This is a genomic window from Yinghuangia seranimata (assembly GCF_029953285.1).
In the GTDB taxonomy this organism is placed as follows: Bacteria; Actinomycetota; Actinomycetes; order Streptomycetales; family Streptomycetaceae; genus Yinghuangia; species Yinghuangia seranimata.
Map to the genome: position 1 here is coordinate 112,174 of NZ_JASAOI010000006.1, position 12,598 is coordinate 124,771.

Below are 12,598 nucleotides of genomic sequence, written 5' to 3' on the forward strand. Positions count from 1 at the left end.
CGCACCGCGCCGGCACGGGCCCTGGATAGGTTGGGGGCGCGCCGGAACCCGGCCCGGGGGACGCGCGTTGGCGCAGCAGAGGGCGGCCCGCAGGGCACCGACGAGGGAGGACCCGTGCCGAATCACGCGCCGGACGACGTGCTGGCCCACATCGAGCGCGAATGCATGGTCCTGGCCCGGCACCAGGTGATGGTCAACCGCAACGTCGAGGGCCGGCCGCTGGAACGCTCGGCCTACCTCCTCATCAGCCGCCTCGAGGCCGAGGGGCCGATGTCCATCGGGCAGCTCGCCGACGCGTTCATGCTCGACACCTCCACCGTCAACCGCCAGGTCGCGGCCCTGCTCCGCGGCGGCCTCGCCGAACGCATCGTCGACCCCGACGGCGGCCTCGCCCGCAAACTCCGCGCGACCGAGGAGGGCCGCCGCCGGCTGGCCGCCGACCGCGAGCGCCACCGGCGCGGCCTGGAACGCGTCCTGGCCGACTGGGACGAGCCGGAGCGCCGCGAACTGCTCGACGTCCTCACCCGGTTCAACCGCTCGATCGAGGACCTCCAGGGGAACGCCTGGCCGCGGCCCGACCTGGCGACGGGGGCCGGGTCGCGCGACTGAGCGCCTCCCGTCGTGCGCGTCCACGCAAAGACCGCGCCTTCCGGTTCGGGGGTCCGGGAGGCGCGGTCGGCTTGTGCGGTTGTCCCGCCCGTGCCGCGTGGGTGCGGCTGACGGGCGGTCAGCGGTGGCTCGGGACCGAGTGGTTCGGGGCCCGGTGGTTCGCGACGACGGCGGCCCAGCGGTCGGCGAGCGCGCCCCAGGCCGCGCGCAGCTGTGGCTCGGCCGCGGCGATCTCGGCGATCATGCGGTCCGGGTCGATGCCCAGCTCGGGGAGGCGGCCCGCGTCGTGGCCGGCCCAGTCGCGGGCGGCGTCCGCCAGCACCTCGGGGTGGAACTGCACGGCCCACACCGCGCTGCCCATGCGGAACGCCTGGTAGGCGCACCGCGGGCTCGTCATCAGCGGCACCGCCTCGTCGGGCAGTGCGTCGACCTCCTCCCAGTGCCACTGCACGGCGGGTGCCGCGGCGGAGTCCGCGAGAGGGGCGAACAGCGGGTCTGCGGAAGCCTGGTGAAGGGGCGTCACCGGGACCAGCCCGACCTCGGGCAGCGGCGCGTGGCGGACGGAGCCACCGCACGCGACGGCGAGCAACTCGGCGCCCAGGCAGATGCCGAACGTGGGCAGGTCGGCCGCCACCGCGGCGCGCAGCAGGGCTCGGGTGTGCGGCAGCCACCGCGCGGTGCCGTCGTCGTACGGACCGGGCGAACCGCCCAGCACCAACAGGCCCGCGTAGCCGTCGAGATCGTCGGGCAGGGGGTCGCCGGCCCAGGGGCGGCGGACGTCGAGGCGCACCCCGGCGGCCTCGACCCGGGCGCCGAACAGGCCTGGCCCTGTGCCGTCTTCGTGCTCGACGGTGAGGACCGTGGGGGTGTCGTGCGTCGTGCTCACAGCCGTCCCGCCTCGATGATCCGGCGCAGGAACGCGCGTGTGCGCTCCTCCTTCGGGTCGCCGAAGATCTGCTCCGGCGGCCCTTCCTCCAAGAGCACGCCCTGGTGCAGGAAGCACACCTTGCTCGACACCTCGCGGGCGAAGCCCATTTCGTGCGTGGCGAGCAGCATGGTCATCCCGTCGTCCGCCAACTCGCGGACGATGTTGAGCACTTCGGCGACCAGCTCGGGGTCGAGCGCCGAGGTGATCTCGTCCAGCAGCAGCGCCTGCGGCTCCATGGCGAGCGCCCGGACGATCGCGACGCGCTGCTGCTGACCGCCGGAGAGCCGGTCGGGGTGCGCGCCCGCCTTGTCCGCGAGCCCGACGCGGGACAGCAGCGCCATCGCCTTCTCCTCGGCGGCGGCCTTCGGCACGCCGCCGATCTTCACGGGCGCCAGGCACACGTTCTTGAGCACCGACATGTGGGGGAACAGGTTGAAGCTCTGGAACACCATGCCCACGTCGCGGCGCAGCCGGTTGACGTCGGTGCCCGGCCCGGAGACCGGGTCGCCGTCCAGGCGGATCTCGCCGCCGTCGATGTCCTCCAGCGCGTTGACGCAGCGCAGCAGCGTCGACTTGCCGCTGCCGGACGCGCCGATGAGCGTCACGACCTGGTGGCGTTCGACGGACAGGTCGATGCCCTTGAGGACCTCGTGGGGCCCGTAGTTCTTGCGTACCGCGTCGATCTCCAGGAACGGCATGGCGGTCAGGCCCCCTTGGCGCGGGCACGCGCGTCGCGTGCGACGAGGTGGTCGACGAGCCTGGCCTGAGGGATCGTCATGACGATGAACAGCACGGCGACGACGGTCACCGACGAGAGGTTGAAGTGGTTCGCCGCGAAGATCTTCGACTGGTTGAACGCGTCGATCGTGCCGATCACGTTCACCAGCGCGGTGTCCTTCTGCAGGCTGATGAAGTCGTTGAGCAGCGGCGGGACGACCCGGCGCCCGGCCTGGGGGACCACCACGTAGCGCAGCGTCGCCCCGTGCGACAGGCCGAGCGAGCGTGCGGCGGCGGTCTGCCCGGCGTGCACGCCGTCGATGCCCGCGCGGTAGACCTCGGCGACGTACGCGCCGTAGGTCAGGGTGAGCGCGATGATCGCGAACCAGGTCGGCGACAGGTCGCTCAGCACCGGCACTTCGGCGAGCGGCAGTCCGAAGCCGACCAGGTAGATGATGATGATCGCGGGGACGGCGCGGAACAGGTCGATGTACGCGACCGCGAGCAGCCGCAGCGGACGCCCCGCCCGGCCCGGCGCGAGCCTGGCCAGCGCCAGCGCCAACCCCCAGACCATCACCAGGACCTGGGCGACCACGGCGATGAAGAGGTTGGTGCCGAGCGCGTTGGTGATGTCGGCGAAGCTCAGCGACATCACGTGCCCGTCGAGGAACGTGCGCTGCACCGCCCGGTCGTTCGCCAGCAGGAACCACACCAGTCCGAGGACGGTCCCCGCGGCCAGGCACCAGCCCAGCGAAGTCCACGCGGACTCACGGGACTTCGCGGCCTCGCGGCGGGCGTCGGCGGCCCGGCCCGCGGACCACGCGCCCGCACTCGCCGCCGCCGCGCGCCACGCGCCGAGCGCGGGCCACAGCAGGACCAGGACGCCGGCGGTCGCCGCCGCGGTGAGCGCCCACGTGGTGCCGCCGCCCCACGGCGTGCCGACGAGTGCGCCGTGCGCGCCCGCGCCGGTGGCCACCGTGAGGGCCGCCGTCAGGAGCACGCCGGCCAGACCGGCCGCCGCGAGCAGGCGGCAGGGGCGGGGCGCGGCGGCGGGCCGCGCCTCGTGCTGCTTGTCCGCGGGGCGGACGGCGGTGCCGGAGCTCACTTGGTGCTCCAGACCGGGATGCTCTTGGGGTCGCCGCCGAACGCGGGGCCGAGGTAGGTGGTGGCGAGCTTGTCGAGGGTGCCGTCGTCGCCCATCTGCTTGATGATCGCGTCGAGCGCCGTCGCGTTCGCGGAACCCTTCGGGTAGAGCGCGCCGTACGACTCGCCGGTCGTGAACTGGCCGACCACCTTGAGCTTTCCGTCGGACGCGTTGGCCTGGCCGAGCACGATCGCGACGTCCGTCATGGCGACGTCGATCTGCCCGGCCTGCAACGCGGCGGCCAGCTCGGGGTCGCCCGCGAAGACCGAGGTCTCGTGCACGGGCTTGAGCGTCTGGGCGACGAAGTCGGCGCCGGTGGTGCCCTGCTTGACGCCGATGCGCAGGTTGGCGAGGTCGGCGGCGGTGACCTTGCTGTCGCCCTTGACCATGACGCCGATGTTCGACGCGTAGTAGGGGGCGGAGAAGGTGACGACCTTGCGGCGCTCGTCGGTGATGGATATCTCGGCGAGCGCGAGGTCGAAGTCCTTGGTCTTGCCGGCCACCAGGGCGTCGAAGGAGGCGTTGGTGACCTTCAGCTTGTCCAGGCCGGCGCGGTAGGCGATGTTCGCCGCCATGCAGTACTCGTAGCCGTCCTTGATGTCGGCGACGGTGTCGCCGTTCCACCAGCCCGGCGACGGGAGGTCGCCCTGCACGGTCAGGGTGCCGCCGTGCGTGGGGTCGAGCTTGAACTCGCCGCGGGTGCCGGTGACGGTGCACTTGCCGTACGCCGTACCGCCCTTCGCGTCGGTGGTGGCCGTGGAGGCGTCGCCGCCGGGGCTCGAACAGGCGGTCAGCGCGAGGGCGAACGCGGCGGCGAGCACGGGCGCGGCGGCGGTCGTGCGGAGGCTTCGCATCGTGGAGCTCCTTCGGGGGGCGGGCAGAGGCCCGGGCCGACCGACCGGGGCTGATGAGGGGATAGGCTGCCCAAAACGTTTTGGGTCCGTCAAGACCCGACTCGTGACGAGACCAAAACGTTTTGTGCGGCTAGGCTGGCGCCCCTCGCCGGGGCGGGACCGGCACCGGCCCGCGACCGGCGGGCGACCGAGAGGAGACGGCAACGATGGCGGCCAAACGGGGGAAGCCGAAGCGGATCGGCATCCGCGACGTCGCGGAGGCCACCGGGCTCTCCATCACCACCGTGTCCCACGCCCTCAGCGGCAAGGGCCAGATCGCCCCCGACACCCGCGACCGCGTCCGCGCCGCCGCCGAACGCCTCGGCTACCGCCCCGACCCGGTCGCCCGCGGCCTGGTCTCCGGACGTACCGGCATCCTCGGCCTCGCCGTCAGCCACATGGCCGAAGGCCCGTGGGAAGGCACCTACCGGCCCTACTACGCGGCGTTCTCGGCCGGCGCCACCATGGCCGCGATCGAACGCGACTACGCCCTCGTCGTCCTCCCCGGCGACCCGGCCTCAGGGCTCTGGTCGCGGGTCCCCGTCGACGGCCTGATCATCGTCGACCCCGTGCGCGAGGACCCGCTCCTCCTCGACTGCGCCCGCCGCGGCCTGCCCGTCGTCACCGACGGCCGCCCCATCGACCCCGGCTACGACACCGTCCCCACCGTCGAGAGCGACCTCGCCACGGGCATGCGGGCCATCCTCGACCACCTGTGGGACAGCGGCGGCCGCTCGATCGCCCTGCTCTCCGGCGCCGAAGCCGACTCGTACACGATGGACTGCGAGGACCTGTACCGCCGTTGGTGCGCCGAACGCGGCACCACCGCCCGCATCGAAGCCCCCGCCCGCGACGAGGAGCCGGCCGCGGCCGCCCGACGCCTCCTCGACTCCCCGACCCGCCCCGACGCCGTCCACGGCCTCAACGAAACCTACGGCCAGGCCCTCCTCGTCGCCGCCCGCCGCCTCACCCTCGACATCCCCGGCGACGTCCGTCTCAGCGTCATGAGCGAAACCGCCGCCCCCAAGGACTGGGACATCCCCCTCACCGTCCTGAGCCTCGACGCCAAACGCATCGGCGCCGAAGCCGCCAGCCTCCTCATAGACACCCTCGCCGGCACCTCCCGCCGCAACCCGGTCGTCCCCTGCACGGTGGTGCCTCGCGACTCCACCTTTGCGGGGTAATAGGCGAAATCTCTGCTGTGGGGCGGGTTTTGGCGGAGATAAATTCACTCGCTCGAACGAATGTGCTGCTGGATGTAGTCGTTCGACTGCGGTGGGTGAAAAGAGCGCCATAGCTTCGCGCCATGGTTACGACCGAACATGAAGGTCTCATCGACCTGTTCTGTGACGCTCCTGGAGTCGCGCTGAAGGAACTCGCGCTCCAGGGCGCCGCCGTGCAACTCGACTGGGCCGGGCGGGTCGAATCCGCCAACATGTCCCAAACCGTGCCGCAGGTGCTGTTCGCGGACGCCGTGATCGTGTACTCGGATCCGCAACGAGTCGCTGGGGCGCCCGAGGTAGCCCTCGTCGTCGAGGTTCAACGGGGCAAGGACCGACGCAAGTTCATGAGCTGGCCGCAGTACCTGGTCGGTGCGAGGAAGGCGCACAACTGCCGCACGATGCTCTTGGTCGTGTGCCCGGACCGCGCGACGGCCGAGTGGTGTCGCAAGCCCTACGACACGGGCATCCAGGACTGGCATGCGCTGAAGCCCTGGGTGCTGGGCCCGGACGACGTCCCGGTCCAGGAAGACCCGGTCGAAGCAGCCCGCAAGCCCTTCGAAACTTTGCTGTCGGGGCTGCTGCACGGATCGGACACCGACCTCGGCAAGCAGGTGTTCGCGGCACTGGCGGCGGCCATTCGGGCGCTGCCTGACGAGCAAGCGGATAGGTACGCTCGTATCGTCTACAACGCGTCGACTGATGCTGCGAAGTCGACCTTTATGGAGGCACTGATGGCGGTAGACCAGCGATTCCCGGCGACCATCTTCGAGGCCTACGCCGAGCAGTTCCGCGACCGGGGCCTGGCTGAGGGGAAGGCCGAGGGCAAGGCCGAGGGCAGGGTGGAGGGGCAGGCTGTCTCCCTGCTGACCGTGCTCGCGGCCCGTGGCATCGAGGTGACCGACGCCGACCGCGAGCGCATCATGGCCTGTACCGACCAGGAACTCCTCGACATCTGGATCCAGACGGCTGCCGTGACCGACGCGACGACGGCCGCCGGTCTCCTCGATGGATAGCGCGAGGGACATGCTGGAGGCCTATAAGGCGTCCCTGGAACGTATCGGGCTTGGCTTGCCGATGAACATGTTCGAGGCGATCGACCAGCGCGCGGAGTGGGAGGCGAGCAAGCTGCTCACCACGTTGGAGCTGCGTGGGATCACTGTGACCGATGCCGACAGGGCACGGATCCGTGGCACTTCGGACTACGTGCTGCTGGACAGGTGGTTTCGGGTGGCGGTCGTGACACGGATGGCGACCGCTCGTGAGCTCCTTGAGAGCTACTACGACGACTGATGACGTCTGCGAGGCCCCGGGTGTTTTGGCGCCCGGGGCCTTTGCGTTCGTCAGGACGGGGTGTTGGGGGTGGTCGGTTTGTCCTTGGGCGGCTCGGGGGTGGCTGCCTCGTTGTCGGGCTTCGCGGCGGTGGCGGTGGGGGGCTCGGGGTCGGCCTTGCGGGTGTCGTTGTCGCCGGTGTTCGTGGTCGGCTCGGCGTCTTCGGGCTTTGTGTCGTCCTCGTTGCTCTTGTCCGCTGCGGCTTCGGCGTTGCCCGGCTGTTCGGTGGGCTTGGCTGGGGGCTCGTCCGCCGGAGTGGTCTCGGCGTCGGCCGGGGCGGGGTCGAGGTCGTCGTCGAAGTCCTCGTCGAGGTCGTCGTCGTAGTCGTCGTCCTCGTAGTCGTCGTCCGTGCCGGCGCGGAGGGTGCGGAGGCGGGCCGCGCCTATGACGACGGCGCCGCCGGCGAGCATGACCACGCCGGCCATCAGGATCGCGGGTTCCTTGCCGGAGGCGCCGGTGTCGGCGAGGACCGGGGCGGGGTCGTCGTCGAGGGCGGGGAGGGCGTGGACCGTCAACGGTAGGGCGACCGTCAGGGCTCCGGCCGCCATGGCCACCGCCGCGGCGCGCTTGATCGTCCGGGCTGACGTCTTCTGCTGCATGCGGTAGCTCTTCTGTCCGGGTGCCGACCACTGTCAGCGACTTTCCTAGCAGTCCGAGGCGGTGCGCGGCAGCCCGGTAGGGCACTTGCCCGGCGCGGCCGTCGTACGAGATGGTGTCGGCCCCCAAAACGGAGGCCGCCATGACCGAGGACCGCGCCACCCACGCCGGCCACGGACACAGCCATGCGCACGGCCCGGCCGCCGCCGCTTCGGCGCGGGTGCGGCGGCTGCTCACGTTCCTGCTGGTGCCGTTCGCGCTGGCGGTCGCGGTCGGGATGTTCGTGTTGTGGCCGGACCACCACGCCGGCGTGAACCGGCACGATCCCGCGCAGGGGCGGGTGGAGTCGGCGTACGGCGAGGTGACCGAGACCGCGAAGGTGTCCTGCGATCCGGCGGTCTCCGGTGTGGACGGCGCGAGTCCGCCGCCGGACGCGCCGTCCGCGTCGGCAGGGCCACGCGACTGCGTGTCGGTCGCCGTCGACGTGTCGGGCGGTCCCGGCCGTGGGACGACGGTGCGCCAGCTGGTGGGCCCGGGTGCGGGCCTGCAGGGTGTGAAGGTCGGCGACAAGGTGGTGCTGGACTACGCGCCGGACGCGCCGCCCGAGGCGCAGTGGACGATCGTCGACTACCAGCGCGGCAAGCCGATGCTGTGGCTCGCGGGGCTGTTCGCGGTGGCGGTCGTGCTGGTCGGCCGGCTGCGCGGGTTGATGGCGCTGGTCGGCCTGGCCGGCAGTTTCGCGGTGCTGGTGTGGTTCGTGCTGCCGGCGATCCTGCAGGGCAGCGCGCCGCTGCCGGTCGCGGTGGTCGGGGCGTCCGCGATCATGCTGGTGACGTTGTACATGTGCCACGGGTTGAGCGCCCGTACGTCGATCGCGGTGCTGGGCACGTTGGTGAGCCTCGCGTTGATCGGTGTGCTGGGCGAGGTGTTCATCCATCTGACGAAGCTGAGCGGGCTGGCGTCGGAGGAGGCGACGACCGTCCGCGCGCTGCATTCCGAAGTGGACGTTCGGGGCCTGCTGTTGGCGGGTGTGGTGATCGGTTCGCTCGGTGTGCTGGACGACGTGACGGTCACGCAGACGTCGGCCGTGTGGGAGCTGAAGCACGCCAACCCGGCGCTGCGGGCCCGTGACCTGTACCGGGCGGGGCTGCGGATCGGCCGGGACCACATCGCGTCGACGGTCAACACGCTGGTGCTGGCGTACGCGGGCGCCTCGCTGCCGTTGCTGCTGCTGTTCTCGGGTTCGCAGCAGCCGTTCGGGGACCTGGTGACGAGCGAGATCGTGGCCGAGGAGGTGGTGCGGACGCTGGTCGGCAGCATCGGCCTGGTGGCGTCCGTGCCGGTGACGACGGCGTTGGCGGCGCTGGTGGCGGCGCGCGAACGGGTGCCGGCGGCGACGACGGGGTCGGGGCACGGCCACAGCCACGCGGGACCGCGGCGGAAGCATCGCAGCCGGCACGCGGCGTCGGTCTGACCCGACGGCGGTCGGGCGGCCCGGTCCGCAACCGCCCGCTTGCGACCGTCTGACAGCTCGTCAAGACCGTTGTCGGCAACGCCTTGTCAAAGTCATCTCGCGTTGTCAACGGGAAACGAGACTGAGCGATGAAATTTTCCTGCCTGTAACAAGGCGCCGAAAGGCTGGCCGTCGCGGGTGCGACCCGGGCCGGGGATTCCGGGTCGCGTGACCGGACGAGAGGACCGCGATGGCTGTCAGGGCGACGCAGGCGGCACCGAGCTGGGAACGGGAGATCGACGATGTGCCGAGCGCGCTGGCGGTGTCCGGCGCGGTGTGTGTGGCCGCGGGTGCGGGTGGTCCGGCACACCTGATCGACGCGGCGACCGGGCGGCTGCTGGCCAGGATCGTGCTGCCGGGCGGCGCTCGGTACGCGGGGTTCTCACCGGACGGGGCCGTCGTCGCGCTCGCCGGGCCGCGCGGGTTCGCGCTGTGGCGGGTCTCCGACGGCGCCGTGATGATGCGCGGCACCGACGCGCCCGCCCGGTTCGCGTGGACGGACGGCGACCAGTGCGCGGTCGCGTCCGGCGGCACGGTGAGGGTGTTCGACGCGGTCAGCGGCTTCGAGCGCTGGCGCCCGGTGGACGGCCCGGTGGTCGTCGACGACCTGACGTGGTTCGACGGCGGCCGCACGGTCGCGGTCGCCCACGGCGGCGAGGTGCACGCGTACTCGGCGCGCGGGCGGGTCGCGGCGTGGTCGTACCCTGCGCCGGTGCGGGTGCTCGCGGGCGGGACGGACGGCGCGTGGCTGTGCTCGGCGGGCGACGGGCCGGGCGTGTACATCCGGGGGAGCGGCGGCACGTACGAGGACCTGCCGACGCACGGGGCGGGCCTGATCGACGGCCTGTCGCTGGACGCCTCGGGCCGCTGGCTGGCCGCCGAGGCCGACGGCGGCCTGACCGTGTGGGACCTCGCGGCCCGCGGCGGCCGGGTCCGGCCGCGCCCGCGCCGCCTGGACGCGCACATCGCGATGGGCGTCGCCGCCTGGCGCCCGTCGGAGCGCGGCGCGGTGATAGCGACCGGCGGGACCGACGGCGCCGTCTCGCTGTGGGACGTCCGCTCGGGCTCGGCCCGCCGCACCCCGCCCCCACTGGCCCGCCGCTTCGCAGGGGCCCCGGTCACGGCGATCGCCTGGCACGGCCCGGACACGGTCCTGTACGCCGACCGCTCAGGCCGCGTGACCGCCCAGCACCTGGCCGAACTGTCCGGCAAGTAGCCCCCGGCCCGAGGCGGGCCCGTCTTCCGCAACACGTTCCGACCGTGCGTTCCTTCCTGTCAGGATGACCTGCGCCACGGCGTCTTTCCGGCGCGTCCGGTAAGTTGCCAGGCAAATATGACGGCGGGTCAGATCACGAGGTGGGCGATGTTCGGCAGGAAGAAGTCCCGCGGCGCGACGGACGGTGCGGGCAAGGACGTCGCGGCGCTGGTGCTGCGCACGACCCTTGGCCCGATGCTCTTCGCGCACGGATACAACAAGGTCGCCGGCCCCGGCGGTCTCAAGGGCACCACCGGCTGGTTCGAGGCGCTCGGCCTGCGTCCCGCCGAGGTGCACGCGCGCATGGCCGCCGGCACGGAGATGGCCGCGGGCGTCGGCCTCACCCTCGGCATAGCCAACCCGCTGCCCGCGGCGGCGACCGTCGGCCTCATGGCCGTGGCGGCGCGCACCGACCACCGCGGCAAGGGCTACTTCGTGTTCAAGGGCGGCTGGGAGTACTGCGCGGTCGTGGGCGGCGCGGCCGTCGCGCTCGCCGGCCTCGGCAACGGCAAGTACTCGGTCGACCGGCTGCTCGGCCGCCAGTCGTCGGGCGCGAAGCCCGCGCTGGTCGCCGCAGGCCTCGGCGTCGCGAACGCCGCGCTGCTGCTCAAGCTCTGCTACAAGCCCGAGGAGAAGCCGGACGAGACGGCGGCCTGACCTCCGCGACGGCACGAAGACCCTCGGTGGGGGCGGCGAATTCCGGCGAACCGGAAGGCGCCGCCCCCACTGTCGTCGGGGGCGGCTACGTTGGGAGCACACAGACCGCAGCAAGGGGTCTGGTCGTCGTTTCACGCGTGGAGGTTGTTGCTGTGCAGACGTTGCCCGAGTCGTGGCGCCCGGTGCTCGCGGAGGAACTGACCGCGGACTACTACGCCGCACTCACCGCGTTCGTCGACGCCGAGCGGGCGCAGCACCAGATCTTCCCGCCCGAGGACGAGGTCTTCGCGGCGCTCGAGGCGACGCCGTACGAGGACGTGAAGGTGCTGATCGTCGGTCAGGACCCGTACCACGACGACAACCAGGCGCACGGCATGTGCTTTTCGGTGCGCCCGGGCGTGAAGGTGCCGCCGTCGCTGCGGAACATCTACAAGGAGGCGGTCACCGACATCGGCCTGACCGTCCCCGACAACGGCTACCTGATGCCGTGGGCGCAGCAGGGCGTCCTCCTGCTCAACACGGTCCTGACGGTGCGCGCGCACGAGGCGGCGTCGCACAAGAACCAGGGCTGGGAGAAGTTCACGGACGCGGTCATCAAGGCCGTCAACGAGCGTGACAAGCCGGTGGTGTTCGTGCTGTGGGGCGCGCACGCCAAGAAGAAGGCCGCGCTGATCGACACGTCGCGGCACGCGATCGTCGAGGGCGCGCACCCGTCGCCGCTGTCGGCGAAGAAGTTCTTCGGCAGCAAGCCGTTCTCGCAGATCGACGAGGCGCTGGAGAAGATGGGCCACGAGAAGATCGACTGGCAGATCCCGAACCTCGCCTGACGCGCGATCCGCGGATCCGACGCGGATCCGACGCGGATCCGACGCGGATCCGATGCCGTGCGGCCCGGTGCGGACAGCCGATCGCGCCGGGCCGATCAATTTCGACCAGTTTCGGAGAACGGCGGAAAACCGCCTGGTATCGGGATCTACGCGCGATCCGATGTGCCAATGTGTATCGCTCGGTTCGAGCGCACCCCCTGGCGGTACACGTGGCAGCAAACGGTGTTCACACCTCCCCACCCCTCGATCTGACCTCGGGTTACGTCGCCCACCGCGGTCTGCGTGAGGAGCTCGCGCGCCTGACCGTGGCGACCCGTGAAGTCAATCCCGCCGACATCCGCCAGGTCCGCGCGGTCGAGGACCACCTCGCCCTGGTGCTGCGGTTTCTGGCCGCGCACCACCGCGAGGAGGACGCCCTCGTCTTCCCGCGCGTCCGGGCCCGGGTCGGCCACGGACTCCCCGTCGCGGGACGGGTGTTCACCGATCTGGCGGTGGACCACGACTCGCTCGACGTGCTGACGCGCCGCGCCGGTGACACCCAAGTCCCCCTGCGGGAACGATCGTTGGCGATCGGCAGACTGCACGCCCTCGTGGCGCGGCACACCTACCAGGAGGAGCGGGAGATGTTCCCGCTCATGCGACGGCACGTCAGCAACCTGGAGCAGCGCCGCCTGCTGCGTCGCACGCTGCGTGGCTGGGGCCGCGACCTCCCGGCGTTCGTCGCGCTGTACTTCCACCACGCCGACGCGGGCGAGCGGGCCCGGCTGCTGCGCTTCGCCCCGTTCGGCGCCGGCCTGATGTGGCGGCTGAGCTGGAAGCGCGGCTACGAGCGGCGGCGCGTCGCGGCATACGGCACGTCGACCTGAGCCCACCCCCGTAGGCCGAGCGCAAAAGCCCGCCCGCCGC

The 12,598-nt window shown here is 71.9% G+C and carries 14 protein-coding genes; 9 read left to right on the plus strand and 5 right to left on the minus strand.

Going from position 1 to position 12,598, the window contains the following annotated elements; translation table 11 throughout:
* Positions 1–165: 165 nt before the first annotated feature.
* Positions 166–609 carry a MarR family winged helix-turn-helix transcriptional regulator gene (locus QI554_RS04020; RefSeq protein WP_281465988.1) on the plus strand — a complete coding sequence of 148 codons (444 nt, stop codon included), beginning with the start codon at positions 166–168 and terminating at the stop codon, positions 607–609.
* 118 nt (positions 610–727) lie between these two features.
* Here the strand turns inward: QI554_RS04020 and QI554_RS04025 are convergent, their stop codons facing one another.
* From QI554_RS04025 to QI554_RS04040, 4 genes are read right to left on the minus strand one after another with little or no spacing between them, the layout of a single operon-like run.
* A complete protein-coding gene (locus QI554_RS04025; RefSeq protein ID WP_281465877.1) occupies positions 728–1,495 on the minus strand; it encodes a type 1 glutamine amidotransferase in 768 nt (255 codons plus the stop codon).
* Positions 1,492–2,235: an amino acid ABC transporter ATP-binding protein gene (locus QI554_RS04030; RefSeq protein ID WP_281465879.1), complete on the minus strand. Its 744-nt coding sequence runs from the start codon at positions 2,233–2,235 to the stop codon at positions 1,492–1,494. The genes QI554_RS04025 and QI554_RS04030 overlap by 4 nt, the downstream gene beginning before the upstream one ends.
* Positions 2,236–2,240: 5 nt before the next feature.
* Entirely contained in the window at positions 2,241–3,359 is a 1,119-nt protein-coding gene (locus QI554_RS04035; RefSeq protein WP_281465881.1) for an amino acid ABC transporter permease, read from the minus strand.
* Positions 3,356–4,252, minus strand: coding sequence for an ABC transporter substrate-binding protein (locus QI554_RS04040; protein WP_281465883.1), 897 nt, complete (start codon positions 4,250–4,252; stop codon positions 3,356–3,358). Before QI554_RS04040 ends, QI554_RS04035 begins: the two co-directional genes overlap by 4 nt.
* A gap of 206 nt (positions 4,253–4,458) precedes the next feature.
* Between QI554_RS04040 and QI554_RS04045 the strand changes: the two genes are divergently transcribed.
* From QI554_RS04045 to QI554_RS04055, 3 genes are all read left to right on the plus strand, one after another.
* The gene (locus QI554_RS04045) at positions 4,459–5,475 is read left to right on the plus strand and encodes a LacI family DNA-binding transcriptional regulator (protein WP_281465885.1); all 1,017 of its coding nucleotides are present in this window, start codon (positions 4,459–4,461) and stop codon (positions 5,473–5,475) included.
* Between the two features lie 122 nt (positions 5,476–5,597).
* A complete protein-coding gene (locus QI554_RS04050) occupies positions 5,598–6,527 on the plus strand; it encodes a hypothetical protein (protein ID WP_281465887.1) in 930 nt (309 codons plus the stop codon).
* Positions 6,528–6,537: 10 nt separating this feature from the next.
* Positions 6,538–6,804 carry a hypothetical protein gene (locus QI554_RS04055; protein WP_281465889.1) on the plus strand — a complete coding sequence of 89 codons (267 nt, stop codon included), beginning with the start codon at positions 6,538–6,540 and terminating at the stop codon, positions 6,802–6,804.
* Positions 6,805–6,854: 50 nt separating this feature from the next.
* On the opposite strand, the gene QI554_RS04060 is transcribed toward QI554_RS04055, so the two are convergent.
* Positions 6,855–7,442 (minus strand): hypothetical protein, encoded by a 588-nt coding sequence (locus QI554_RS04060; RefSeq protein ID WP_281465891.1) that lies wholly within the window; start codon positions 7,440–7,442, stop codon positions 6,855–6,857.
* Between the two features lie 140 nt (positions 7,443–7,582).
* Between QI554_RS04060 and QI554_RS04065 the strand changes: the two genes are divergently transcribed.
* From QI554_RS04065 to QI554_RS04085, 5 genes are all read left to right on the plus strand, one after another.
* The gene (locus tag QI554_RS04065; protein WP_281465893.1) at positions 7,583–8,914 is read left to right on the plus strand and encodes a YibE/F family protein; all 1,332 of its coding nucleotides are present in this window, start codon (positions 7,583–7,585) and stop codon (positions 8,912–8,914) included.
* Positions 8,915–9,143: 229 nt separating this feature from the next.
* Positions 9,144–10,169 (plus strand): WD40 repeat domain-containing protein, encoded by a 1,026-nt coding sequence (locus tag QI554_RS04070; protein WP_281465895.1) that lies wholly within the window; start codon positions 9,144–9,146, stop codon positions 10,167–10,169.
* 147 nt (positions 10,170–10,316) lie between these two features.
* Positions 10,317–10,865, plus strand: a complete 549-nt coding sequence (locus QI554_RS04075) for a DoxX family protein (RefSeq protein ID WP_281465897.1) — start codon at positions 10,317–10,319, stop codon at positions 10,863–10,865.
* A 152-nt stretch (positions 10,866–11,017) separates the two neighbouring features.
* Positions 11,018–11,692 carry a uracil-DNA glycosylase gene (locus QI554_RS04080; protein ID WP_281465899.1) on the plus strand — a complete coding sequence of 225 codons (675 nt, stop codon included), beginning with the start codon at positions 11,018–11,020 and terminating at the stop codon, positions 11,690–11,692.
* A 209-nt stretch (positions 11,693–11,901) separates the two neighbouring features.
* Complete coding sequence (locus tag QI554_RS04085) at positions 11,902–12,558, plus strand: hemerythrin domain-containing protein (protein WP_281465902.1); 657 nt, start codon at positions 11,902–11,904, stop codon at positions 12,556–12,558.
* The last annotated feature ends 40 nt before the right edge of the window (positions 12,559–12,598 follow it).

Bases quoted from the DNA above. Each gene is read 5' to 3' on its own strand.
- QI554_RS04020 (WP_281465988.1), top strand. From the start codon at position 166: ATGGTCCTGGCCCGGCACCAGGTGATGGTCAACCGCAACGTCGAGGGC.
- QI554_RS04030 (WP_281465879.1), bottom strand. From the start codon at position 2,235: ATGCCGTTCCTGGAGATCGACGCGGTACGCAAGAACTACGGGCCCCAC.
- QI554_RS04040 (WP_281465883.1), bottom strand. From the start codon at position 4,252: ATGCGAAGCCTCCGCACGACCGCCGCCGCGCCCGTGCTCGCCGCCGCG.
- QI554_RS04045 (WP_281465885.1), top strand. From the start codon at position 4,459: ATGGCGGCCAAACGGGGGAAGCCGAAGCGGATCGGCATCCGCGACGTC.
- QI554_RS04050 (WP_281465887.1), top strand. From the start codon at position 5,598: ATGGTTACGACCGAACATGAAGGTCTCATCGACCTGTTCTGTGACGCT.
- QI554_RS04055 (WP_281465889.1), top strand. From the start codon at position 6,538: ATGCTGGAGGCCTATAAGGCGTCCCTGGAACGTATCGGGCTTGGCTTG.
- QI554_RS04060 (WP_281465891.1), bottom strand. From the start codon at position 7,442: ATGCAGCAGAAGACGTCAGCCCGGACGATCAAGCGCGCCGCGGCGGTG.
- QI554_RS04065 (WP_281465893.1), top strand. From the start codon at position 7,583: ATGACCGAGGACCGCGCCACCCACGCCGGCCACGGACACAGCCATGCG.
- QI554_RS04070 (WP_281465895.1), top strand. From the start codon at position 9,144: ATGGCTGTCAGGGCGACGCAGGCGGCACCGAGCTGGGAACGGGAGATC.
- QI554_RS04075 (WP_281465897.1), top strand. From the start codon at position 10,317: ATGTTCGGCAGGAAGAAGTCCCGCGGCGCGACGGACGGTGCGGGCAAG.